Annotated in this window: 26 protein-coding genes; 8 read left to right on the top strand and 18 right to left on the bottom strand. The window is 54.0% G+C overall.

From position 1 onward, the window contains the following. Positions 1-67: 67 nt before the first annotated feature. Complete coding sequence (locus ACZ5FM_RS11040; RefSeq protein ID WP_464040454.1) at positions 68-1,168, bottom strand: class I SAM-dependent methyltransferase; 1,101 nt, start codon at positions 1,166-1,168, stop codon at positions 68-70. A 15-nt stretch (positions 1,169-1,183) separates the two neighbouring features. Further along, positions 1,184-2,032 (bottom strand): prolipoprotein diacylglyceryl transferase, encoded by an 849-nt coding sequence (lgt, locus tag ACZ5FM_RS11035; RefSeq protein WP_464038679.1) that lies wholly within the window; start codon positions 2,030-2,032, stop codon positions 1,184-1,186. Positions 2,033-2,269: 237 nt separating this feature from the next. On the opposite strand from lgt, the gene ACZ5FM_RS11030 reads away from it, so the two are divergent. From ACZ5FM_RS11030 to ACZ5FM_RS11015, 4 genes are all read left to right on the top strand, one after another. Continuing rightward, positions 2,270-2,530, top strand: coding sequence for an accessory factor UbiK family protein (locus tag ACZ5FM_RS11030; protein WP_192488426.1), 261 nt, complete (start codon positions 2,270-2,272; stop codon positions 2,528-2,530). Positions 2,531-2,992: 462 nt separating this feature from the next. Beyond that, a complete protein-coding gene (locus ACZ5FM_RS11025) occupies positions 2,993-3,493 on the top strand; it encodes a type III secretion system chaperone family protein (protein ID WP_192488427.1) in 501 nt (166 codons plus the stop codon). Between the two features lies 1 nt (position 3,494). Next, positions 3,495-4,313, top strand: coding sequence for a pyrroline-5-carboxylate reductase (gene proC / locus ACZ5FM_RS11020; protein ID WP_250981944.1), 819 nt, complete (start codon positions 3,495-3,497; stop codon positions 4,311-4,313). 74 nt (positions 4,314-4,387) lie between these two features. After that, positions 4,388-4,729, top strand: a complete 342-nt coding sequence (locus tag ACZ5FM_RS11015) for a tRNA-binding protein (RefSeq protein WP_312945450.1) — start codon at positions 4,388-4,390, stop codon at positions 4,727-4,729. A 66-nt stretch (positions 4,730-4,795) separates the two neighbouring features. Here the strand turns inward: ACZ5FM_RS11015 and ACZ5FM_RS11010 are convergent, their stop codons facing one another. The 4 genes from ACZ5FM_RS11010 to ACZ5FM_RS10995 form a co-directional block, all read right to left on the bottom strand. Beyond that, entirely contained in the window at positions 4,796-6,175 is a 1,380-nt protein-coding gene (locus ACZ5FM_RS11010) for an ATP-binding protein (protein ID WP_464040453.1), read from the bottom strand. A 59-nt stretch (positions 6,176-6,234) separates the two neighbouring features. Next, positions 6,235-6,948, bottom strand: coding sequence for a response regulator (locus ACZ5FM_RS11005; protein ID WP_192488430.1), 714 nt, complete (start codon positions 6,946-6,948; stop codon positions 6,235-6,237). Position 6,949: 1 nt separating this feature from the next. After that, positions 6,950-7,447 (bottom strand): MarR family winged helix-turn-helix transcriptional regulator, encoded by a 498-nt coding sequence (locus ACZ5FM_RS11000; RefSeq protein ID WP_192488431.1) that lies wholly within the window; start codon positions 7,445-7,447, stop codon positions 6,950-6,952. A gap of 245 nt (positions 7,448-7,692) precedes the next feature. Further along, positions 7,693-8,304, bottom strand: coding sequence for a DUF1236 domain-containing protein (locus ACZ5FM_RS10995; RefSeq protein WP_192488862.1), 612 nt, complete (start codon positions 8,302-8,304; stop codon positions 7,693-7,695). A 214-nt stretch (positions 8,305-8,518) separates the two neighbouring features. On the opposite strand from ACZ5FM_RS10995, the gene ACZ5FM_RS10990 reads away from it, so the two are divergent. After that, entirely contained in the window at positions 8,519-9,163 is a 645-nt protein-coding gene (locus tag ACZ5FM_RS10990) for an MBL fold metallo-hydrolase (RefSeq protein ID WP_464038678.1), read from the top strand. 186 nt (positions 9,164-9,349) lie between these two features. Here ACZ5FM_RS10990 and ACZ5FM_RS10985 read toward each other — a convergent pair whose 3' ends face one another. The 5 genes from ACZ5FM_RS10985 to ACZ5FM_RS10965 form a co-directional block, all read right to left on the bottom strand. Then, positions 9,350-9,565 carry a cold-shock protein gene (locus ACZ5FM_RS10985; RefSeq protein WP_003494703.1) on the bottom strand — a complete coding sequence of 72 codons (216 nt, stop codon included), beginning with the start codon at positions 9,563-9,565 and terminating at the stop codon, positions 9,350-9,352. Positions 9,566-10,012: 447 nt separating this feature from the next. Further along, on the bottom strand, positions 10,013-10,909 hold the full coding sequence (locus ACZ5FM_RS10980) for a DMT family transporter (protein WP_250981941.1): 897 nt from the start codon (positions 10,907-10,909) through the stop codon (positions 10,013-10,015). Between the two features lie 196 nt (positions 10,910-11,105). Then, positions 11,106-12,299, bottom strand: a complete 1,194-nt coding sequence (locus ACZ5FM_RS10975; RefSeq protein WP_464038677.1) for a PQQ-dependent sugar dehydrogenase — start codon at positions 12,297-12,299, stop codon at positions 11,106-11,108. Between the two features lie 205 nt (positions 12,300-12,504). Further along, positions 12,505-12,825: a hypothetical protein gene (locus tag ACZ5FM_RS10970; RefSeq protein WP_250981939.1), complete on the bottom strand. Its 321-nt coding sequence runs from the start codon at positions 12,823-12,825 to the stop codon at positions 12,505-12,507. A 130-nt stretch (positions 12,826-12,955) separates the two neighbouring features. Beyond that, complete coding sequence (locus tag ACZ5FM_RS10965; protein ID WP_275641676.1) at positions 12,956-13,879, bottom strand: EAL domain-containing protein; 924 nt, start codon at positions 13,877-13,879, stop codon at positions 12,956-12,958. A 254-nt stretch (positions 13,880-14,133) separates the two neighbouring features. Here ACZ5FM_RS10965 and ACZ5FM_RS10960 point away from each other — a divergent pair, with 254 nt between their 5' ends. Both ACZ5FM_RS10960 and ACZ5FM_RS10955 read left to right on the top strand, forming a co-directional pair. Further along, on the top strand, positions 14,134-15,336 hold the full coding sequence (locus ACZ5FM_RS10960) for a pyridoxal phosphate-dependent aminotransferase (RefSeq protein WP_192488863.1): 1,203 nt from the start codon (positions 14,134-14,136) through the stop codon (positions 15,334-15,336). Positions 15,337-15,542: 206 nt separating this feature from the next. Further along, positions 15,543-15,809 (top strand): DUF2188 domain-containing protein, encoded by a 267-nt coding sequence (locus tag ACZ5FM_RS10955; protein ID WP_464038676.1) that lies wholly within the window; start codon positions 15,543-15,545, stop codon positions 15,807-15,809. 47 nt (positions 15,810-15,856) lie between these two features. Here the strand turns inward: ACZ5FM_RS10955 and ACZ5FM_RS10950 are convergent, their stop codons facing one another. The 5 genes from ACZ5FM_RS10950 to trxB form a co-directional block, all read right to left on the bottom strand. Then, complete coding sequence (locus ACZ5FM_RS10950; protein ID WP_250981936.1) at positions 15,857-16,798, bottom strand: LysR family transcriptional regulator; 942 nt, start codon at positions 16,796-16,798, stop codon at positions 15,857-15,859. Between the two features lie 179 nt (positions 16,799-16,977). Beyond that, positions 16,978-18,090, bottom strand: coding sequence for an alkene reductase (locus ACZ5FM_RS10945; RefSeq protein WP_250981935.1), 1,113 nt, complete (start codon positions 18,088-18,090; stop codon positions 16,978-16,980). A gap of 13 nt (positions 18,091-18,103) precedes the next feature. Next, positions 18,104-18,397, bottom strand: a complete 294-nt coding sequence (locus ACZ5FM_RS10940; RefSeq protein ID WP_192488440.1) for an ArsR/SmtB family transcription factor — start codon at positions 18,395-18,397, stop codon at positions 18,104-18,106. Between the two features lie 592 nt (positions 18,398-18,989). Then, a complete protein-coding gene (locus ACZ5FM_RS10935) occupies positions 18,990-19,886 on the bottom strand; it encodes a LysR family transcriptional regulator VtlR (protein ID WP_352230544.1) in 897 nt (298 codons plus the stop codon). Positions 19,887-19,915: 29 nt separating this feature from the next. Beyond that, positions 19,916-20,890 carry a thioredoxin-disulfide reductase gene (gene trxB / locus ACZ5FM_RS10930; protein WP_192488442.1) on the bottom strand — a complete coding sequence of 325 codons (975 nt, stop codon included), beginning with the start codon at positions 20,888-20,890 and terminating at the stop codon, positions 19,916-19,918. Positions 20,891-21,133: 243 nt separating this feature from the next. On the opposite strand from trxB, the gene ACZ5FM_RS10925 reads away from it, so the two are divergent. Beyond that, positions 21,134-21,601, top strand: coding sequence for an Lrp/AsnC family transcriptional regulator (locus ACZ5FM_RS10925; protein ID WP_192488443.1), 468 nt, complete (start codon positions 21,134-21,136; stop codon positions 21,599-21,601). 50 nt (positions 21,602-21,651) lie between these two features. Here the strand turns inward: ACZ5FM_RS10925 and ACZ5FM_RS10920 are convergent, their stop codons facing one another. Further along, positions 21,652-22,860 (bottom strand): capsular polysaccharide export protein, LipB/KpsS family, encoded by a 1,209-nt coding sequence (locus ACZ5FM_RS10920; RefSeq protein ID WP_464038675.1) that lies wholly within the window; start codon positions 22,858-22,860, stop codon positions 21,652-21,654. After that, entirely contained in the window at positions 22,847-23,926 is a 1,080-nt protein-coding gene (locus tag ACZ5FM_RS10915; RefSeq protein ID WP_464038674.1) for a glycosyltransferase family 4 protein, read from the bottom strand. Before ACZ5FM_RS10915 ends, ACZ5FM_RS10920 begins: the two co-directional genes overlap by 14 nt. Positions 23,927-23,944 lie beyond the last annotated feature (18 nt).

The following is a 23,944-nucleotide window of genomic DNA, read 5'->3' as shown; positions in this document are numbered from 1 at the left end:
CCTGGCGGGTGCCCGTGCAGTTTTACTGCTTCGTTTTGACGATGTTGAACAGCGTGAGCGTTCCCTGTCAATCCACCGCGCGGAATGGAAGCAGATGAAGGTTCGGACTTGAAATGGCAAGCACCTTGAACAGTTCCCCCATTCGTCCTGCACCTTCACCGGCCAGACGCGATACGGATTCCGTGATTGCCTTGGCCTGTTCGGGTGTTGCATTGCGGGCGAGGGCCGAGGCGCGTTCCGCCAATCCAAGCCCGTACAGAAAGTCACCCTGGTGCAGGCAGCCATTGATATGTACGCCGAGATCGCGCGCCGTTTGTGCAAGATGCTGGAAATCGACATGGCTTGTCAGGTCGGCTTCGCCAGGGTGATCAAGCGGCGGATCGAACTCATGCATGCGCAGCGCCTGCAATGTGTCGCCGAAACCGGTCACAAGGTGGCCGTAGTCGATGATCAGTGCCGTACCGTTTTCGCTTTTTAACCGCTCGCAGATGGTAATCATCACGCTTTCGCGCGCAGGCGAATATTCGAAAATAGTGCCGACAGGCTCTTTCTCCGGTGCAGGCGGTAGCAGGTCCGGATCAATGCCAGCTGCACCTGTGGTGAATGCCAGATTGTCGTCAGCATCCAGCCCGACAAGTCTTTCGCGGAAGCCGTGGCCTGTCTTAATGAACTGTCGGATCGGAATGGCGTCGAACAATTCATTAGCTGCAATCAACGTGAAGCCCGCCGGTACTTCATCAAAACTGCTGTGCCAGCTGACCTTGCCACCATGGGCCTGCAACGTCTGTTGCTGGATTTCGGTCAGCCTTGGGCTGGTTTCCACCAGGTGCACGGTGCAGGTTTCGTAAAGCGGCGGGGCGATGCGGGAGATCACGCGCAAAATATCTGCCATCATGGTGCCGCGTCCGGGACCGATTTCAATCAGCCGCGTATTGGCAGGTGTTCCATGCCGCTGCCAGGCATGCACCATAAAGACACCGAGCATTTCTCCAAAAAGCTGGCTGATCTCCGGGGCGGTGACGAAGTCGCCGGTCGGACCAAACGGCTCACGGGTCTTGTAATAGCCGTACTGCGGGTCGGCCAGGCACAGCGAAAAATAATCCGTTACACTCAACGGGCCGCTTATGCGGATCATGGACTTCAGGCGCTCTGCGAGTTGCGTCATCAGTTATGCCTTTCCGCTTCACACGTTGGCCGGAGCCAGACGTGCGCGCAAGATGGCCCAGATGCCGAGTGCCACCATGGGTGTGGAAAGAACCATGCCCATGGTCAACCAGTTCCCTGCGAGATAACCGAGTTGTGCATCTGGCTCGCGGAAGAACTCCACGAGGATACGCGACAGGCCGTAACCGGTGACAAAGATGCCTGTGACAATGCCAGGTCGTTTAAGGGCTTTGAATACGTGGATGGCAACCAGCAGCACGATAAACAACACCAGACCCTCCAGGGCCGCTTCATAAAGCTGGCTTGGATGGCGTGCAAAGGGGCCGCCGGTTGGAAAAACGACGGCCCAGGGAGCGTCGCTCAACCGGCCCCACAATTCGCCATTGATAAAGTTAGCGATGCGTCCGAAGAACAGTCCGATCGGTGCCGCAGCTGCAATAATGTCAAACATGCTCCAGACCGGGATTTTGTTGCGCCGTGCAAACAGGAACATGGCAATGGTTGTGCCGGTCAGGCCGCCATGGAAGGACATGCCGCCATTCCATATCTCGAAAGCGCGTAAGGGATTGGCTGCAACTGACGGAAAATCATAGACCAATATGTATCCGAGGCGTCCGCCAAGCACGATGCCCGCCGTTGCCCAGACGATGAAGTCATCAAGGTGGGCGACGGTGATGGGCGAGGTGTCGCCGGGCCACAAGGTGTTTTTCCGGGTGAGGTGACGCGCATAAAGCCAGCCAAGCATGATGCCGACGACATAAGCCAGTCCATACCAATGAATGGCCAAAGGCCCGAGGGAGATGGCAATCGGATCGATTTGCGGAAAAGGCATGATCGAAAGTGATGTCGCGGCTGGATACAAACTCATGTCCCATCAATTTGTTATTGTGCGGCAGATTTCCTGCATAGAAGTGCATTTATCCGCCGGGAGCCGGAAGATGGCGATTGAATAGGAACGGGTCAAGGCGATTTTTGGGCACAATTTTTCCCTGATATGCAACCGTGCCGCTGCTTTCGATTTTACTTGCATAGAGGCATGGGAGTGCCTACCTGAAATTCATGGTTTTTGCTGGCCGTTACGGCCCGGAAGGAAGGATGTTTCGTCATGAGTACAGGACCGAATCGTATTGTGGATGAATTCGCTAAGCTGGTGACGGATGCGGCAGGTGCCGCACAGAGCGTGCGCAAGGAAGTCGAGACCGCGTTTCACGCACAGGCAGACCGCTGGTTGAGTGGTCTTGATCTGGTCAAGCGCGAAGAGTTTGAGGTCGTGCGCGAGATGGCGATCAAGGCGCGCGACGAAAATGACGCTTTGCAGGCGCGCATCGAGGCGCTTGAGGCGAAAATCGCAGAGCTGTCCAAATAATCCTGTCGGGTCATTACCCGTTGATTCTGTTGAATGCCGGGCCGGTTTGGTCCGGCATTTTTGATTCCTGGGCCTCGTGCGGAGATGTCCACAGGCCGGTTTGGGCATTCGAATCTGTTATTTGGCGTCAATAGATAAAAAAATCTGAAAATTTTCCGGTCTGTGGACATTGGCGAAAAGTTCAATCGCCAGAGTCGGTTATGACTCTGAACTGATATCGCGTCACAACTTCTATCCACTGCCTATTCCGCAAATTAGCAAAGGAGGGGGTGGCAGCCGGACTCGGTCGTTATACACTGATTTTAAATGATGATTCGAAACGAACCTGGTAAGCTCCAGACAGGGTGACTGCGTTATTCTGGCGGCTCGGGCAATCGTCCCAAATGTTGTGTCGGGTGTATGTGTGAGTTTTGTTCCTTGTGTACGAAACTGCGCAATCCATTCCGGTTGAGAAGGTGCCGTATGAGCCTAGTGGAAATTGAAGCTGAACGTCAGACGAACCCGGTTGATATGATCGAGTTCGTCGCCTCCTTGAACGACTGGTCGTTCGAGCGATCCGGTGAAGACGAGATTGCCATGACGGTGGAAGGACGCTGGACTGATTATCACGTCTCGTTCTCGTGGATGGAACAGTTTGAAGCGCTGCATCTTGCCTGCGCTTTCGACATCAAGGTCCCAGAGAGACGGATCAACGAAGTCATTCGGTTGCTGTCGCTCGTCAACGGACAAACGTTGATGGGGCACTTTGATCTGTGGCGTCAGGAAGATGTCGTGATCTTCCGTCAGTCACTGTTGCTTGCCGGCGGTGCAGAGCCAACCAACCAGCAGGTTGAAGTGCTGCTTTCCAGCGCACTCGACGCTTGCGAAGCCTACTTCCAGGCCTTCCAGTTTGTTGTGTGGTCCGGCATGGACGCAAAACAGGCCATGGATGTGGCCCTGTTCGAGACGGTTGGAGAAGCCTGATATGGTCACGACGGCAGGCAGGCCTCTCGTTCTTGTTGGAGCTGGCAATATGGGTGGCGCCATGCTGTCCGGCTGGCTCAAGAAGGGTGTTGCCGGTGCGTCCGTCGTTGTTCTCGATCCCAACCCATCCGATGCCATGAAACGGATGATTGCCGAGGCGGGTGCGACCCACTCGGTTACCCCACCGGATGGCATGACGGCTGGTATCGTGTTTCTTGCTGTCAAGCCGCAGCTGATGGATACGGTTCTGCCATCGATCAAGAAGCTGGTTGGCAGCGACACGGTTATCGTGTCGATCGCGGCCGGTAAAACTCTGAGCTATCTTGAGACGCAACTGGGTGCCGCCGCCATGGTGCGTGCCATGCCCAATACACCAGCCATGGTTGGTCGCGGCGTCACAGGCGCTTATGCCAACGCCGCCGTCAGCGAAGAGCAGCGCACTCAGGTTCACAATCTTCTCAAAGTCAGTGGCCCTGTTGAATGGGTTGCTGGCGAGGGCGATATCGATGCCGTCACCGCCGTCTCCGGCAGTGGTCCGGCCTATGTCTTTTATCTCGTGGAATGCATGGCGGAGGCTGGTCGAAAACTTGGCCTGCCTGCGGACCTCGCTATGCGACTTGCGCGAGAGACTGTCGCGGGGGCTGGTGAACTGCTTCATCAGTCCCCCGAAGACGCGTCTCGCCTAAGACAGAATGTGACATCGCCCGGCGGTACGACCGCCGCCGCCTTGTCGGTGCTGATGGCGCCGGAGGGCATGCAGCCGCTTTTTGACGAAGCTATCGCTGCGGCCCGTAAACGGGCAGAAGAACTGGCCAACTGAAGCGGGGCCCTTGCCCTGTCATTTTCGGGTTGGGGTTGCTTCATTTCACTGCGCAGAATTGTGGGTAGGATTTCATGTCTCAAGAGATAAACTACGCTGACTTTGAAAAGGTCGATATCCGCGTTGGAACGATCATTGAGGCAGAGCCTTTCCCTGAAGCACGCAAACCAGCTTTCAAACTCAAGATAGATTTTGGTGCCGAGATCGGCGTCAAGAAATCATCGGCACAGATCACCGTGCATTATACTCTTGAGAACCTTGTCGGCCGACAGGTGTTGGCGGTTGTGAATTTCCCACCGCGTCAGATCGGTCCTGTGCGTTCCGAAGTTCTGACGCTCGGCTTTGCCGATGCCAATGGGGACATCGTTCTGGCGGCGGTTGAGCAGCCTGTGCCGAATGGCCAGAAGATGTGCTGAGACGCACGTCTGACCTGACAAAGCTCTTATCCGTCCCGTGCCCAAGATCGCATACTGCTGTGTGTGTTAAGCTGGGATTCTGACGACAACACGAAGTCCGCCGAGCGGGCTGTTATCCAGCGTCACCTCACCACCATGGCTGATGGCAATATCCTTGACGATTGACAGACCAAGGCCGGTTCCTGATGAATTGAGGTTGCGGGCCTCATCCAGCCGGAAGAAGGGCTTGAACACGTCTTCGCGCAGTTCTTCCGGAATACCGGGACCATCATCATCAAATGTCAGAATAACGGATTTGGGTGCGTGGCGCACATCGACATGTAGCGTATTGGCATAACGCTGGGCATTGCCGGCAATGTTGCCGATAAGCCTTGCAAAGGCGTTGGGCCGGGCTGCGATCACATCACTTCCGTAGATATTGTAGGTCATGACCTTGTCGTGCAAATCGAAATCAATACGCAGTTTTTCCAGAACCTGTGAGATCTCGAGTTTGCCTATATCTTCTTCTGCGCCATCCCGGGCGAAGGTGAGGTAGGCTTCCAGCATCGACTGCATGTCATCGACATCACGGTCCAGTTCTTCGAGCCCCGCACTTTCGCCTGCCAGCGCCAACTGCAGCTTAAAGCGCGTCAGAATGGTGCGAAGGTCATGACTGACGCCATTCAGCATCGCCGTTCGTTGCTCAAGCTGTCTTTCAATACGTTCCCGCATCAGAATGAAGGCCAGACCGGCGCGGCGTACCTCATCGGCACCGCGTGGTGTGTACTGCATGATCTTCTGACCCTTGCCGAAGCTTTCTGCAGCCTGCGCCAGCGACAGGATCGGCCGAATTTGACCACGCAGGAACAGGACGGAAATGCCGACCAGAACCAGCGAGGCGCCAACCATCCAGACAATGAAGATATGCGTGTTGGAGGCGTAGGCCTGGTTGCGGCGGGTGAAGACACGCAAGGTGTGGTCTTCAAGCTGGATACGGATTTCGACCAGTGATCCGTTGCCATAGGTGTCGATCCAGAACGGCTTGCCGATCTGCAATGTGATCTGGTCTTCCAGAATATTGTCGAGAATGGAGAAGTATTGCCGGGGAAGCGGGGCGGGCAGTTCCTGTTTCGGTTCGATGTAGATGCTGAGATCCAGCTTCTCACGGGCAATCCGCACAATGCGTGCCTCATCGGCCTCGTCTTCTTCCGTCTCCAGAATTTCGATAATGGCGGCGATATCGCGCGTGACCCCGGCAGACAGGCGCTCGGTTACCATTTGCCAGTGACGTTCCATCACAAGGGTGACGACAACAGCCTGCAGCAATATCATCGGCAAGATGATGATCAGCAGAGAACGGGTGTAAAGCCCTGTGGGTAGCCAGTGCCGCAGCCAGCGGGCTGCGAAACGCCACCACGACCAGATGTTGCTGTTCTGAATCTTGTTCATGAAATCAAGGCTCGCCATGGTCGTCATAACCTTTCCGGCGTTCAGATAGTGCCTGCGTTGTGGGCTGGCTGGTTATATCAATCGATGCTCAAACGGTAACCAATGCCGCGTACCGTCTGCAAATAGACAGGATTTGCCGGGTCATCCTCGATCTTGCGGCGCAGACGGTTGATCTGCACGTCGATCGTGCGTTCCCCAACATCGGCATCGGTGTCTACCAACTCGTGGCGTGGAATGGTTTCTCCAGACCGCAGGGCAAACAGCAGCATGATGTCCTGCTCACGATCGGTAAGCCTTATCGTCTCAGGTCCCTTGCGCAGTTCCTTTCGCGGAATGGAGAAGCTGTAAGGACCAAACATCACCTGTTCGATTTTGGGTGTGTCTGGCGATGCATTGCGGCGCAGGATGTTGTTGATACGCAGCACCAGTTCGCGCGGGTCAAATGGCTTTGCAAGGTAATCGTCCGCGCCGGCCTCAAGTCCGGCAATACGAGCGTCCGCCTCAGACCGTGCGGTAAGAAGGATTACCGGCACGGATTTGTTTTCGTTGAGCGAGCGGGTGAGGGACAGGCCGTTTTCACCCGGCATCATCACGTCGAGGATCAACAGGTCGAAACGAATGCCTTCCATCTTGCGACGGGCTTCGGCCGCATCCGCCGCAACGGTGACGCGGTATCCCTTTTCGCCAAGGAAACGCTGGAGCAGTTCACGAATGCGGGCGTCATCATCGACAATCAGCAAATGTGCTGCATCGTCGGCTGCTGGTTGCTGCTTCTGCTCAGCCTTCGGCATGTCATTCCTCCGCTGCTGTCGGCGCTGGTGTCCGCATGCGTTTCAGAAACTCACGTATGAAGGTGCGTGCTTCCGGTTTCATACCATCAAGCGCATGGTCAATGCGACGGGATTGTGGCTCGCTGAGTGCCAGGGCAAGTTCACGCCCGGTCAGTGTCGGATAAAGCCTGCGCTGGCGACGGTCTTCCGGACCCGTCATCTGACGAATATAACCATCGTCGATCAATTGCTTGAGAACACGCGCCAGGCTCTGTTTGGTGATTTGCAAGGTGTCGAGAAGGTCTGCCACGGTCATTCCCGGATGGCGGCTGACGAAATATACGACACGGTGATGGGCGCGTCCGTAATCCAGCTTTTCCAGAATAGCGTCAGGGTCAGACACGAAGTCCCTGTAGGCAAAAAACAAAGCCTCGATTGTTTCAAAATCGATTTTGCCTTCATCCACACTTGGAAGTTTATGAAGTTCCTTGGCGGCTTTTTTCAGCGACTGCGGTGGCACCGTATTTCCTTACATGTCCGGTCTTTCGAATCCCGGCAGATACTAACTGAAATTCGATGTTTGCGGGAGGATGCAATCAATCATTTTGTGTTGCCGTGCATAATATGCGGTAGCAACCACATCAATCTGTAAAGACAACTTTCAGTGACGGTTTCTGTGAGATGCCAGCCTTCTAGGTCCTATGGTTAAATGAAAAAAGAGCGCGATCTCTCGCGCTCCATTTCCAGCCAGAAATGCCGTGGCGTTTATTGATAAATATAAACGATGCGGCGGCTTTCAGGCTCTACCAGTACGGGTACATTGTTTACGCGCACATAACGGTACTGGTAATCCGGGATGGCGATCAGCGGTGCTTCGGCCGGAACCGCGCTGCCGATGACAACGTCACCTTGGACCTCAACTTCCTGCGCAGGGTTCTGGTCGATGTAGGTGATGATGTTTTCTGGTGGTGTTATCGCATCGATATCCTCGACGCGACCCAGCTTCTCGTCACCTGGACCTGGCTGTGGGACGTTAATGCTGCCAGTTTTCTCAAAAGCGACAACTGGAACATCCAGTTCGGACATATGCTGCTCCAGAACGACTGGTGAACCTTCGTACATTACGTTGAGCTGTTCAGCGTATACCCAGCCGCGCATGCCGTTAATGTCCATGCGGCACCAGCTACTGCCTTCGAGGCATCCGTCGAGAACGCCGCTGCTGCCACGGGTGGCAAGGCCAACTTCTTCATATTCTTCGCCGGGGCCGGAACGCACCGAAATATCATCGGCGGTGGTGGCAACCATTGCGGCACTGGCTCCACCTGCCATCAGCGCCAAAAAGCTGCCGGCGATGAGTAGTTTGAGCTTATGCGTCATCATTATCACTCCGTTTATGACTGGGAATAGAACGCCTTTCCGCTGGGCCTGTTCCTGAAACTCGCGCATTTTTTCAGTAAGTTTCTGTTTTAGCGGCATTCTTTTTGTCTACTCAAAAGAGCTTGATGGTGGTTGTTGCAGCTACTGGATTGTGTGCTGGAGCGACCCTCCGTATACAAAGGCACCACCTGACCCAGAACCTTTGGAGATGATCATGGGAAAACTTCAGGCCGGGATTATTCCGGTGACGCCGTTTCAGCAAAACTGCACCATTCTGTTTGATGCGGACACCAAAGAGGGCGTGATTGTCGATCCGGGTGGTGATGTTGACGTTATTGTTCAGACCATCGAAGAAAACGGCATCAAGCTCAAGGAAATCTGGCTGACACATGGTCATCTCGATCATGCTGGTGGTGCCAAGGAGCTGAAAGAAAAACTGTCGCTCGATATTGTCGGTCCCCACAAGGACGATCTTCCGCTGCTCGAGCGCATTGAAACGCAGACCGAGACATACGGCATTGAAGGCCTGCAGAATGTCATCCCTGATCGCTGGCTGGAAGAGGGGCAGACTGTTTCGTTCGGCGAGCATGTATTTGAGGTCTACCACACGCCGGGCCACGCGCCGGGGCATGTGATTTATTACAACCGTGCGCAGGGCTTTGCCCATGTGGGTGATGTGCTGTTTGCCGGTTCTGTCGGACGCACCGATTTGCCCGGTGGCAACCATGATCAGTTGATGGCATCCATTCGTGACAAGCTGTTTCCGCTGGGCGATGAGGTCGGCTTTATCTGTGGCCACGGACCAGGTGGCCGTATCGGGGAAGAGCGCCGTACAAACCCTTACCTGCGCGGTCTTTGAAACACCCCATCACGCTTTCCGAAAACCGGTTGCGGTTTTCGGAAAGCGGCTGCTGAACAGGGGCGTTATAGGGAACTGATGTCTGCGGAGATGTTAAATCGCAGGTCTTTTGCCAGCCAAATGCCGACATAAAAAAACCCGGCATTCCTGCCGGGCTTCAACTGGACGGGAAAGTCGTCCTTTGGCTCAGCCAGCAATCTGAAGATTGACTGCTTTTGGGCCTTTGCCGCGACGATCAGGTTCCGTGTCGAAGCTCACTTTCTGGTTTTCTGAAAGACCGGACAGGCCGGAAGCCTGTACAGCAGAGATGTGTACAAAGATATCAGCGCCACCATTGTCTGGCTTGATGAAGCCGAAGCCTTTGTCTGTGTTGAAGAATTTTACGGTGCCAGTCTCGGCCATGCATCAGGTCCTTTTCGCTCTGCCTGTGTTCAGCGTCAGGCAGCATTTCAGTTTTGCCCAAAGGGCGTACGGCAGGCAGTTCTTGAATGGTGAGAAAAGGGACCTCCTTACTCACGAGAAATATATTTGAAGGTTTTCGTCCTTTAATTATTCCCCGTCCGGAGTTTTGGCGCCTCCGGTTCGCATATTATTTAGGTCTTCCCATGCTCGCAAATTGCCCGAACCGCAACAGAGTGCTGTGTTTATAGAAAATTGGCAAGCAAAAGTTTTTATCCGTTGTTTATTCGGATAGCTGTCATCTTATGGCTATGAATCACCGTGTGAGGCTTTTTTTCTATGTTTACGCTAACATCGGAAAAAGCATCGCGCCATTCGGGATTTTTTATTATTTTACGCGCAAAAAGCGTAGTTCTTGGCGAAAAATCGAAAAAAATTAAAAATACACTTTTATTGCGTGTATACCGCCGACCTTTGTCGGGTGAACTCCGGTACAAGCTCCACAAGCAGTATGGTTACGAAGATCAGCGCGCATCCAATGTAACCAATGCCGCTCAAGGTTTCACCCAAAAACGCTGCTGCAAACATGGCGGCAAACAGTGCCTCTGATGACAGGAAGATCGCGGCCTGCGGAGCCGTCGTATAACGCTGTCCGATAACCTGCAGCACAAAGGCAAGGCCTGACGATACCAGGCCGACATAGAGGATTTCACGCCATGCGTTGGAAATGGCGTTGAGCGAGAAGGGCTCCATAACGGTTGCCATCAAGCAGCATAATATGGAGCACACGGCAAACTGGACGCAGGAGAGGGCAAGCGGTCGATTGCTCGTAGTGACGAACCGTCCTGCCAGCGTGATCTGGATTGCCCAGAAGAAGGCGCAGATAATCGAGAAGATATCGCCGCCATTCAACTTGCTGAAGGTGCCGCCGGATAACAGGAAAATCCCGCCCAACATCATCAGCGCGCCGGGCCAGACAATCCAGTGCGGAAAACGGCGATAGACAACAACAGCGATCACCGGAACGAAGATCACGTAAAGGCCGGTCAGAAAGCCACTATTGGTAACCGTTGTTGTCACAAGGCCAATCTGCTGTGTAATGGCGCCACCGAGCAATGCGAGACCGACTAGGCCGAAGCCGGAAAGCTCCTTGCCGGTTGGCAGGCTTTTCATCTTGCGAGCTTCCATCAACGCAAACGGCAGCACAGCCAGCGCCGCAATGCCAAACCGCAGGCCGACGAACCAGAAAGGTCCGATATTCTGCATGGCAGTTGATTGTGCAACAAAACCGCCACCCCAAATGGCAGCCGCAAGAAGCAGAATAAGATTGGCCTGAACGCGCGTCATGATTGCCCAAACGATCCATAAGTGCGGGGAACCTGATAACGGTATTCAGCACATATATATTGCAGATCTGTGATTGTGATGGCTTGGCTCTATCAGGTCACAGAACGTCCGGCAAGCTGCCCTGATCGCTTTGATGTGGGGGCTTTCAACACGTTGCGTTTAATTGTGACACGCAACGTGCTGATTGTCTCAAAGCTCAGGAGGCGTTGGCGCGTGATACTCTTAAAAGAGAACCGTTGCTGTCATCGGTTAAGATGAGAAGCGCGCCATCGGGGGCAACGACAACGTCACGCATACGGCCGTAATCGCCTTTCAGCATACGTTCTTCCGAGGCTATCTTGCCGCTTTCATCTCGCTCCAGCCGCACAAGCAACTGATATTTCAATGCGGTGACAAACAGGCTGCCATCCCATTCCGGGAACATGGCGCCGTGATAAACGGCAATGGCGCCGGGTGCGATCGAGGGATCCCAATAATAGTCAGGCTGTATCATACCTTCCTGTGAGGTCCCCCCAGGGAAGTCCTGACCGGAATAATGTTTGCCATAGGAAATGACAGGCCAACCGAAATTGCCACCGGGTTGCGGGATGTTGATTTCATCGCCGCCGCGGGCACCATGTTCTACCGTGAACAGGGTGCCGTCTTTGGTGTCGAAAGCCAATCCTTGCGGGTTACGATGGCCAATGGACCAGACTTCTGGCGCACCTTTACCATTTACAGCGTAAGGGTTGTCTGCGGGGATCTTACCATCTGTCTCGATACGCAAGATCTTGCCAGCATGGTCCTTGGGATCCTGAGCCCGATCACCATCACCCCGGTCGCCAATGCCGAAGAACAATTTGCCATCGCTGGAGATTGCGATCCGTGAACCAAAATGCTGGCCGGTGCCGGTAAAGCGGTTCATTGCAAATAGACGTTCAGCGCCCTCAAGGCGTGAATTGTCTGGCGCCAGTTTTGCACGAAACACAGCCGTGCCGCGTCCGCCATCACCATTGATGGAGGCTGTGAAATAAAGCGTTCTGTTTTCAGCAAATTTCGGATCAAGCGCGATGTCGAGCAATCCACCTTGGCCGCCAGCCGATATCGCCGGCAGGCCAGCAAGTGGTGCAGACGGTTTGCCGTCCTGGATGATCCTCATGCGACCGGCACGTTCAGTGACGATATAAGAGCCATCCGGCAACACTTCGACCGACCAGGGATTTTCCAGACCGGATGCCACAATCTGTACCGCAATGTCGGCTTTTTCGGTTTTTTCCTGTCTTACATCGTCAGCCGCATAAGAAAAGATGGGCAGCAGCTGGGAGGCGCTCGCAATCAGAGCAGCCAGAGGGAGGTGGTGCGCTGTGAATTTACCCAGTATCGCGGAGGGGCGATGGCGGCTTTCCGTCATGGATTATCTCCGTTCAGAGCGTAACCCGTGGCAGGCATATAAGGACCGGCCAAGATTATGCATCAAAGTAAAATCTGGAGCGCCGGTCTTTCGTTCGATAATTCGAATTGCGCCCTGTGGTGTGGTGCCGGGCTAAATGTGCATTGCTGGTAAAAGGTTTCAACCTTTTGGTGTTCACGACTTGCTGATCGACAGAGTTTTTAGATCAGGTGCGGCCATTGACATGGTCTTTGGCAACGTCCTTCAGGCTTCTGCGTGCCAAGGCTGCCGTTCCGCTCATCATCAGCAGGAAAGAAGCAACAAGACATGCCATCAGCACAACACGGTCATTGAGGCCCTCAGACAGCGCCACTGCGCTTGATGGAACGGACTGCATGACCATCGATATTTCGGAGGCGTGGGCAGAGGTGGCAAGGCCAGCTGCCATGGTGACGATAACCGTCAGGGCTGCAATTGCCATCCACAACGAAAACAATGTTCTGCGTGTTCTTACGCGCTGTGCTGTCTGTTGATCTTCAATGAACATGTTTCGATTCCCTCTGTCTTATGAAGGGAATAAAGGCTGTGATGTGGACTGCTTGGCGACCGAATTTGGACTTTAACCCGCAATTATCATGGTCATATTGTGGCAAGCGGATTTTGCCCGCAAAATGCGGTCAATTCTTGCGTTTTCCAAAGGCCCTGGTAGGTCGCAGAATGCGACTTTCCACAGGTGTAACGTCTCGGTAGAGGTGCTGCTGAACCTGGTCGACACCGGAGTAGATGATCCGGCCGTGTTCATCGAGTTCGGGGAAACGCTCGTCAAAGGTGGTTGGTGCGAGTTCGGGGCGGGCCAGTGCATATCCCTGCATTAAGTTTACGCCGAGATCACCACAGAGTTCGACTTGCCAGTTTTCTTCCAATGCTTCGAAAACCGGCTCTATGCCGTCGTCCATGAACTGTCTGACGATGACCCGCAGCAGTGCGGCACCCGCCGAGTTGCTCATGAAGTCGCGCACCCAACTGGCTTCAAACTTCACATAGTCCGGCTTGACCAGTTTCACGCGCTCAATATCGGAATCGCCAGCGCCATAATCATCAATGGCAACGCGAAAACCAATAGCATGCATATGACTGGCGAAATCGGCGATCAGCTGGGTGTCCTCAGCCTTCTTGTCGGAGAACTCGCACACGATGCGATCAGGCGTCATGCCAGCCTCATGTGCGGCAAGGCGCATGCGTTCTACTTCCTGACGCATCTTTCCCGGTGTGCGGAAAAGGCCGGGATGAAAGTTGACGAAGATACGCGCCTTGCTGCGATCAAGATATCCTGTGTTGAGGATGTGCAGGGTCCGCAGCAGACTGTCGATCGCTTCAATATCAACCGGGTTCACCGAGGGGAAAAACTCGGCAGGCGATACCGCTTCGTCAGCCTTGTAGGGACGCACAAGACCCTCAAAGGAATCGATGTTCAATCGCCCGTTCCCCAACCGCCGGAATATTGGCTGGAGCGCGGATTTCAGCACGAAGGGACCGTAGACTGTTGTCCAGGTGCCATCCGGTTCTTTGGCAAGATTCGAGAAAATGCTCTTTGGGGTCATCGGCCGCTACAATATCAGTTAATATTCGCTTCCGCGCTGGATCGTATATACGATATCGCTAAAGCGTTACCTTGCCGTTAAGCATCCAAAAAACAGCGATGCCATTATGGGCCAAGGGACCGAAAAATGACGTCAACCTGTCATATTGCGGTGCTTTTGCGCTTGAAAGCAGGGCAGTCTTTCGACATAGAACATGCCGCAGACGGTGACTTGAAGAGCCTCTGCCGATGTCAACTTCAATAGGACCGATAAAAATGGCCTTCCTTGCCGACATTCTCTCCCGTGTAAAGCCATCCGCAACCATCGCAGTTTCTCAGAAAGCTCGTGAGCTTAAAGCTCAGGGTCGCGACGTTATTGGTCTTGGCGCAGGCGAGCCGGATTTCGATACGCCCGACAATATCAAGGAAGCTGCCATCGACGCGATTAAACGCGGCGAAACCAAATACACGCCAGTTTCGGGTATTCCTGAACTGCGCAAGGCAATTGCCGAAAAGTTCAAGCGCGAAAACGGTCTTGACTACAAGCCAGAGCAGACAATCGTTGGTACCGGTGGAAAGCAGATTCTTTTCAACGCATTCATGGCGACGCTTAACGCTGGTGATGAAGTTGTTATCCCTGCACCTTACTGGGTCAGCTACCCGGAAATGGTTTCCATTTGCGGCGGCACACCGGTTTTCGTCAGCACCACGCTGGAAGACAATTTCAAGCTGAAGCCTGAAGCACTGGAAAAGGCAATCACGCCAAAGACCAAGTGGTTCATCTTCAACTCGCCGTCCAACCCATCGGGCGCTGCTTACAGCCAGGCTGAGTTGAAGGCTCTGACCGACGTTCTGGTCAAGCATCCGCATGTCTGGGTTCTGACCGACGACATGTATGAGCACTTGACCTATGGTGACTTCAAGTTCGTCACACCGGTTGAAGTTGAGCCTTCGCTCTACGACCGCACCCTGACCATGAACGGCGTTTCCAAGGCCTATGCCATGACCGGCTGGCGCATTGGTTACGCTGCAGGTCCACTGCAGCTGATCAAGGCCATGGACATGATCCAGGGCCAGCAGACCTCCGGTGCAACATCGATCGCACAGTGGGCGGCTGTTGAGGCGCTGAACGGTACGCAGGATTTCATTCCGGCCAACAAGAAGATTTTCGAAGGCCGTCGTGATCTCGTGGTTTCGATGCTCAACCAGGCCAAGGGTATCAATTGCCCGTCGCCGGAAGGTGCGTTCTACGTTTACCCATCCTGCGCTGGCCTGATTGGCAAGACTGCACCGTCGGGCAAGGTTCTTGAGACCGATGAGGATTTCGTGTCCGAACTTCTGGAAACGGAAGGCGTTGCCGTGGTTCACGGTTCGGCCTTTGGTCTTGGCCCGAACTTCCGCATTTCCTACGCGACGTCGGAAGCTCTTCTTGAAGAGGCGTGCAAGCGCATTCAGCGTTTCTGCGCAGCCTGCAAGTAATTCTGTCTGATACCAAGGAAAAGCCCGGCCTTCGTGCCGGGCTTTTTCGTTTGTGATGTGATGTACATCAAGCGATGTTTGCACTTTTTGCTTTTTAATAGGATAGTACCGTCCCAAGGACACATGCCGCCATGCCGCGACGCCATGTCCTTTGTATCATCCTCGCGGCCAGCGACATGTCCTTCAAAAAACAGGAGGAAATGCGCATGACAAAAGTGGTGTACGAGATTGTGCCGCATGATGGCGGTTGGGCTTACAGGATGAATGGTGCCTGGTCTGAAGCCTTTCCAAGCCATGCCGATGCGTTGGCTGCCGTCAACATTGTGGTGCAGGAGCAGCAGGTTGGGGGCGAAGATGAAGAAATCAGCTACCAGGATGAGCGCGGACGCTGGCATGAGGAATACAGCAATGGCGGCGACCGGCCAGAGGCTGTCATTGTGGACGAAACCGTACCCAGTATGCCCAATTCTTGATATTGCCTGCCTTGTGATAGCAGGGTGGCGTCAGTCTGCCGTGTTGTTCAGGGCTTATGTGTTAGTGCCTCTGGGTCCATTTGTTTGAGATGGCCCTTCAAGCCGTCGACAAGCGCGCTGAAAACCGCGCGACACTTGGGTGATGTCCTCAGGTTCTCGTGCATGGCAACCCAGGTGTACAGCGGAATTTCGATGGCAGGCAAAATGCGCACCAGATTGTCCTCCCTGTTGGCAATGCCGATCTGACAGACGCCAATGCCTGCACCTGCACGGATCATCGACAGCTGCGCCAGATTGCTGTCCGCCCTTATTGAAAAGCCGATTGCCTCCGCATCGGGAATACTGGGATTGTCCTTGCGCATCTTTTGCAGCAAGCCGCGGATGAAAGGCGTTTTCCGGTCAAAACCAATCAGATGATGACTGTTGAGATCCTGTTTTTCTTGCGGTGTACCCGCCTTGGCAAGATAGGATTTGTGGGCGTGAAAACCCAGCCGCATATTGCCGACATAACGGATGACAAGTGCTTCCTGCAGCGGTTCAGTCATGCGAACGGCAATATCCGCCTCGCGACGCAGCAGGTCTTCTATTGTGTCGGAAAGCGATAGTTCGATTTCCAGCTTCGGATATTTTTCCTGAAGGCCCGCGATGATATCGGGCAAAATTTCAACGCCGATAATATCGGCGGCGCTGATACGGACTGAACCCTCAACCTTGCCGACCTCACCTGATGCTGCGCGCAACAGTGCCGATGCGGTCGCCGCAAGGTTTTCGGCGTAAGGTCGAAGGGCCAGCGCTGCTTCCGTCGGCATCAGGCCGTGGGGAGAGCGGATAAAAAGCTGGTAGCCGAGCGTTTCTTCGAGCGCGCCAATATGGCGACCGGCGGTTGGTTGGGTGATGCCCAGTTCACGGGCGGCAGCGGACAAAGAACCGTCACGCAAGACACTCAGGAATGTGCGGTAAAAATCCCAACTTGGCTCGATGCTGTTCATAAAAATCCGTATGGAGATGCAAGGAAATTAGTCAATTTCGTATAGCTGGATTTCTACAATCATTCCAGTTTCGAAACGGAATTGTGATCACTGGTGCTTTGGCTGGGACGGCGTAATTCGGAGATTGATTCAAAGACACTGCGCAATCGGTTGATTGCGCAGTGGGATTTATGTACCGCTCAGGCGAGGGCAGGGTAGTCGGTGTAACCTTCAGCGCCACCGCCGTAAAGTTTTTCTGGCTGCAAGGCGTTGAGCTCAGCATTCTCCTTGAGGCGACGCACCAGGTCCGGGTTGGCGATGAACGGACGGCCAAAGGCGATGGCATCTGCCTTGCCGTTGGCAACCGCGTCAATTGCGGTTTCGCGGGTGTAACCGTTGTTGGCTATCCAAAGACCCTTGCCACCAGCGTTGACGTAGGCGGCTCTCAGCGCGTCATAGTCAAATGGGTTGCCGCTATCGGACAGATCGCGTGGACCGCCTGTAGCGCCTTCCACGACGTGAATAAAGGACAGGCCGCGGCCGCCAAGCTGCTTTACGACATATTCATAGAGCGGTTGTGGGGCAGGTTCGGCGATGTCGTTTGCCGGGGTGACTGGTGACAGGCGAATGCCAGTGCGTCCAGCACCGATTTCCTTGGCAACCGTGTCAACTACCTCGAGGAGGAAGCGGCTGCGGTTCTCAATCGAGCCGCCGTACTCGTCGGTGCGCTGATTGGTACTGGATTTCAGGAACTGTTCGATGAGGTAGCCATTGGCTGCATGGATTTCGACGCCGTCAAAACCTGCGTCAATAGCAAAGCGGGCAGCCTTGCGGTAATCCTCGAGGATGGCTGTTATGTCGGATTTGTCCAACTCCCGGGGGGCGGACGTCTCGGCAAAGGCGCCGGTGCCATCTTCATTGATGATGTAAGTTTTGGACTTGGCGATAATGGCGGAAGGGGCGACCGGCTGGCCTTCCTGCGGCTGCAGCGAGGTGTGCGAGATGCGGCCGACATGCCAGATCTGGGCAACAATCTTGCCGCCTTCTTCATGCACGGCATCCGTTACCTTTTTCCAGCCTGCCAAGGCTTCCGGCTTGTAGAGGCCTGGAACGTGGGCATAACCCTGACCCTGCTGGGTAATTGCGGTACCTTCGCTGACAATCAGGCCGGCTGTCGCGCGCTGGCGATAATAGGTGACATTGAGATCATTCGGGAATTCACCCGGCGAACGGTTGCGTGTCAGTGGTGCCATCACGACACGGTTTGCGAGGGTAATATCTCCGGCCTGTGCTGGATCAAACAGATTGCTCATGTTGCTCAACTTTCTACAAATTTTCATTCAGATATTGTTGAAATGCCGCAATGGTCTCTTCATTGCGCTCGTAAAAAATCCACTGCCCAACCTTGCGGGATTTGATGAGTTCTGCCGCCTGCAGGGTGGCAAGGTGGGTTGATACAGTTGATTGCGACAGGCCGCTGACTTCGAACTGTCTGGCGCAAACGCCCATGCTAAACGGATGCTCCTGGCCACAAAAATGGTTTTCCGGGTCTTTAAGCCAGATCAGAAACTTCAACCGCACAGGATGCGATAGAGCTTTCAGCACATCCTCATGATTCATGGGTCTATCCTCATATTTGCGTTGATCGATATGTGTATCGACGTTTATCGATATTCAAGATCGACGCCGTAAAAAAATTCACGCGGAAAAACGCGCAAAAAAATAGGCCGCCAGATTTCTCCGCGGCCGTAAGTTTGAAGGTTAAAAACCTCCAGAGGGGAACAGCTAGTGCACTGGAAAATTCATCAGCGCATCAGCTAGTCCACATATGGGAGTTGTGTTGCTCAATCACAAGGGATGATTTTCTAATAAAACGCGATTTTTTCGAAAATGGGTAAAAAAAGAGGGCCGCCGGATTGCTCCAGGGCCCTTATAAGTGTGAAGGTTAAAAAACCTCCAGAGGGGAACAGCTAATGCGGTGGAACTGGGAGGAAAGCCACCGTGTGCACTAGCTGTGAGCGATATGGTGCTTTTTTGTGCATACAGCAACTCTTTTTTGTGCAGGTCAGGCATGCGTCTAGCGCATCGCTTAAGAACTTTGTCTTATTTCTGTGCAAATCTCGCCTGTCAAACGACAGGCGATTCTCTTGATTTGCGATATAACTAGTTGTTTTTGTTGAGTTTAGGCAGGCGGTGCGGATTTTGGGCAGAATCAGAAATTCCAGTTGCGCGCCTTGGCGACAATGAAATCACGGAAAGCCTTAAGCTTTGCGGCATTCTTCATTTCGTCCGGATAGCAAAAGTAGGTATCGAAAGATGGAATGTCTGCGCTGATCGGTAGCTGGATCAGACCGGGGTCACGGCCAACAATGTAGTCGGGCAAGCACGCAATGCCGATGCCGAGTAGGCATGCACGTTTGATCGACGTCTGGCTGTTGATCTGCAGATGCGGTGTGCGGGCATTGTCAGACGAGCGTCCGGCATATTCCAGCCAGTTGACGTCCAGCAGGTAGTTTGGTGCCGGTTCACCGAACGAAATGATGTGGTGGTTGTCCAGATCCTCAATCGACTGTGGCTCGCCATAGCGGTTGATATAGGACGGTGCTGCGTAGACATGCATATGCACGGTGAACAGCTTGCGTTGGATGAGGTCCGACTGCTGAGGCTGGCGAAGACGAATTGCGCAGTCGGCATGGCGCATGTTCACGTCCAGCTCCTCATTGTCGAGGATAAGCTGGATGGACATTTCAGGGTAAAGTTGCAGAAATTCCTGAATTTTGTCGGTCAACCAACCCTGGCCAAGGCCCACTGTCGTTGTGACACGCAGTTTACCGCTTGGCTTCTCGGTTGTCTCCGTCAGCTGCATCTTGACGGTTTCAAGCTTCAGCAGAACATCATGGGCGGTGCGGTAGAGCAATTCGCCTTGCTCTGTCAGGATGAGACCGCGCGCATGGCGGTGGAACAGCTTGACGCCGACATCCTGCTCCAGCGCGCTGACTTGCCGGCTAATGGCCGACTGGGACAGGTGAAGTTTATCGGCCGCGTGTGTGAACGAGCCAGCTTCCGCTGCCGCATGGAAAATGCGCAGTTTATCCCAGTCTAATGGCATGCCCATGCTGTTCCCTTATCGTTGTTATCTTATTCGGCCGCTATTGCTGCGGGTTGGTGTCCTGCCAGGAAACGTTCGGCCTCCAGTGCTGCCATGCATCCCATGCCAGCTGCGGTGATTGCCTGTCTGTAGGTATCGTCGGTGACGTCGCCTGCAGCAAAAATGCCGTCAACATTGGTCGCTGTGGAATCCGGTGCAGTCCACATGTAGCCATTTGGCTTGAGACGCAGCTTGTCCTTGAACAGTTCAACCGCTGGCGCATGGCCAATCGCCACGAAGACGCCATGCGTTTCGACTTCGGTGATCGCGCCGGTGCGTGTGTCCTTGAGCTTTGCGCCTGTCACAGATGGTGGCATTGGCGGCTTTGCTGGTGTGCCAACGATTTCCTCAACGGCAGTGTTCCAGAGAACCTTGACGTTTTCCTTGGCAAACAAGCGTTCCTGCAGAATCTTTTCAGACCGGAAGGAATCGCGGCGATGAACGACCGTGACGGTCTTGGCAATGTTGGACAGATAAAGCGCTTCTTCAACGGCAGAGTTGCCGCCGCCGACCACGATCACGTCCTTGTTGCGGTAGAAGAAACCGTCGCAGGTGGCGCATGCGGAAACGCCGAAGCCCTGGAAGTGCTGTTCGCTTTCCAAACCAAGCCATTTTGCCTTGGCGCCGGTGGCAATGATCAGCGTGTCAGCGGTCCACACGGTGCCGGAATCTGTCTTCACGACAAATGGGCGGGTGGTGGTTTCTACTTCAGTCACCAGATCGTTGACGATTTCTGCGCCGACATGGGTTGCCTGCTTCAGCATCTGGTCCATCAGCCATGGACCCTGGATCGGATCGGCGTAACCAGGATAGTTTTCCACATCGGTGGTGATCATCAGCTGGCCACCCTGTTCCATACCGGCAATAAGGACAGGCTCGAGCATGGCACGCGCTGCATAAATGGCAGCTGTGTAACCTGCTGGGCCGGAACCGATGATAAGAACTTTGCTGTGGCGCGCGGACATTATTTGACTTCCTTTCGATGCGGTTCGGGATGAAGCAGGTGCAATGGACGCAAATGCTAAAACGCCGCCGCCTGTTTTGCCCCGTATTTAAGGGCGTACAGTACCGATATTCAAGGGCAGCCGTGCTTTACCAACAGGGCAGTTATGCAGTTATGTAATTTTATGACTTGTTTGCCTCACATTCTTGCGAATCTTGGCGTCAGGAGTAGAAGGAATGAAAACCATTACCACGGGAGATAGCCGGTGACTCGCGTAGAACTCGATGCCATCGATCTTAAAATTCTGCGAGAGTTGCAGCGAGACGGTCGTATGACCAATGTCGATCTGGCCGAGAAGGTCGGGATCTCCGCGCCGCCATGCCTGCGTCGCGTCAGAAAGCTGGAGGAGGGCGGCGTGATCGAAGGGTATCACGCCATGCTCAATGCCCCCAAGCTTGGCTTTGATCTTGTTGCTTTCTGCATGGTTGGCCTGAAGCGCCAGTCGGAAGCCAACCTCAAGGCGTTTGCTGCGGCGACAGATCGCTGGCAGCTTGTACGTCAGGCCTGGATGGTCTCTGGCGAAAGTGATTTTTTGCTACACTGTGTGGCGGAGAACCTGACACAGTTTCAAGACTTCGTAATCGAAGTGCTGACGGCTGACGAAAATGTCGACACGGTCAGAACCATGCTGACCATTCGTCAGGTCAAGCGTATCGGTCTGGTCGAAGTCTAAGACAGGTTAAACTCTCCCGATAGCGGTTGTCGTTGTCGGGAGATGTTTTTTCAGAGCGTGCTAAGGCTGGATTGTTGCAGGCCGTTATATTCGGCCAGCAGACGCGAATGTGTATCTTCGCCACGGCCCCGTTTTCTGATTCTCTCGATCAGATCAGCGTCGACAGCCTTGAAGCTGCCAGGCAGCAGGAAAACATTATAGACATAACGCAGGAACAATTGTCTGAGCGTCTCATTGGGCTGCCATTCATTGAGCGCCGTTATAGCCTGCTGCAAACGTTCAAGCGAACGCGCCGAGATGACCAGTTCCGCCATCTCATAGGGCGCGTCACCCAGCACGATGACCTTTTTGCCGATAGCCAGACCTTCAAGCCCGACGGTCGAATTGATGGTGATGACGGCTGATGAACCCTCAATCAACTTGCGGGTTTCGTTGTGGTTGGCAAAAATAATACGCGGATGCTGCTCGATGTGCTTCTGGATGGAAAGCGGGAAGCTTGGGTGTTCCTTGATGACGAAATGTCTGTCGGGCATTCTTTCCGCCAGTTGATACAGCACCTCATAGAAGTGCTTCATGTCCCTTATCCACGGCGAATAAGCCAGGATCTGCATGTCGCTTGGGACTTGGAAGGGCACGAATATATAATCAGCCGGCAGGTTGGTCAGTTCTTCACCCTTTTGTTTGCTGCTGCGTTTCACCAGCGTCTGCGGCAAATCCCCGGTGATATGGCTTGCAGCCCAGTAATAAAAGGCAGGATCTCTTGGCAATGTGCTGCCGAAATTGATACCTTTGGTGTCGCACTGGATGGTATCGGGGAAAAAGCCGTTTTCCATCATCACCATCGGACGTGAGCGCTGGATGGCTGCTTCCATCAATAGGGACGCCGGCATCATGAAACCGTTGAAAATCAGAGCACTTGCGTCGGGGTAAGCGTTCAGCCGGTCTTCAATCAAAATGGCCGACAGGCGTGATCTGATGGCAGTGGTTGCCCGGTAAAAGGCAACGGACAGCGGGTTTGAATACAGCAAGGGCAGCCGAATCTGGCGTCGTAACAGATTATGCTCGATGCTGGGGCGGATATCGATCGAACATCCCTTGTCGCTGAACAGGCGGCCCAGTTCACCAACGCCATGGCTGCGGATAAACTCCTTCAAACCGTCTGTCAGTTTGAATGGGGCGCAGTCCATGCCCGAGTCGAGGACGGCCTTGAGGGGCTCGTAATTGTTTCGCTGAGAATATATGAACTCAACGTCTGTCATTGGGATGTCCGCCTTGTTGGGCTACGCGCTCGTAAATCTTTTGCAGCGCACGTGCCTCATCCTGAAGTTCGAAAGTGTTAAGCATGTGGCTACGTCCTGTCTCTCCCCATTCCAGGGTTTCGGTAGGGTTCTCAAGACGATTTTTTATAGCGTTGCGAAGGGCATCGCCATCACCGGCGGCAACAACAGTGCCTGTTTCACCCGCCAGCACCATTTCAGCATAGGCACCGGCATCGCTGGTGACCACTGCTGTTTGCGATGACATCGCTTCAAGTGGCGTCAGGCCAAAACCTTCATTGCGGGAAGGGGCGACATACAGTGTCAACCGACGGTACCACGGCTTGATGTCATCGACCTCACCGAGAAAGACGATGCGTTTTGAAAGTCCGGCAGCATCGATATCTGCTTTCAGCTTGTCGGCAAAGGATTTGTGTTCCGGGGTGACACGGCCGCTAATGACCGCAGTCCAATCTGGATAGGACGGAAGCAGCGCAATCATCGCCTGCACGAAAAGATCGGTGCCTTTTTGATGACGTACGCGGCCAAAACAGCCCACGAGATATTTTCCAGGCAGGCCGGTTGCTTCTATCGTGTCGTCGTTGCTTTTCGGCGGATGGAAAAGTTCGGTATCCACGCCATGCATGATGACAGTATGCGGCACTTCAAGGAACGAGCCGGACTTGGCGCTCGTTGCAACAACCTCATCCATCTGGGCAATGAGCTTGCGAGTATAGGCTGAATGCTTGCGTTGTGCAGCAGAGGTGAAAACCAGTTTCACCTTCATACGCAGGACATCACGCATGAAAATGCCTGGCAGCATTTCCAGATTGCGCCGCGCATGCCAGACGCGCGGGCCACCACCGGGAGCCTGTTGCCACAGGCGCCACAACTCCCGAAACCGGATATGTGGCAGGTTTTCTGGCAGGCCGGGGCCTAAGGTTGCCACCTTTTGCCCCAGCCTGTTTTGAACCGGTACCAGTTGAATGATCGTCGACGTGACGCCGGATAAACGTTTTTTGAAATTCGGGGCAATGACCCGAATGTCCTTTAATTCGACTTGTGTCACGTCTTGCTCCGAAAAAAA

This window comes from Agrobacterium sp. 5Ca50, assembly GCF_055381905.1.
Note: the sequence above shows the minus strand (reverse complement) of the source record. Positions and strands in the feature narration are given on the sequence as shown.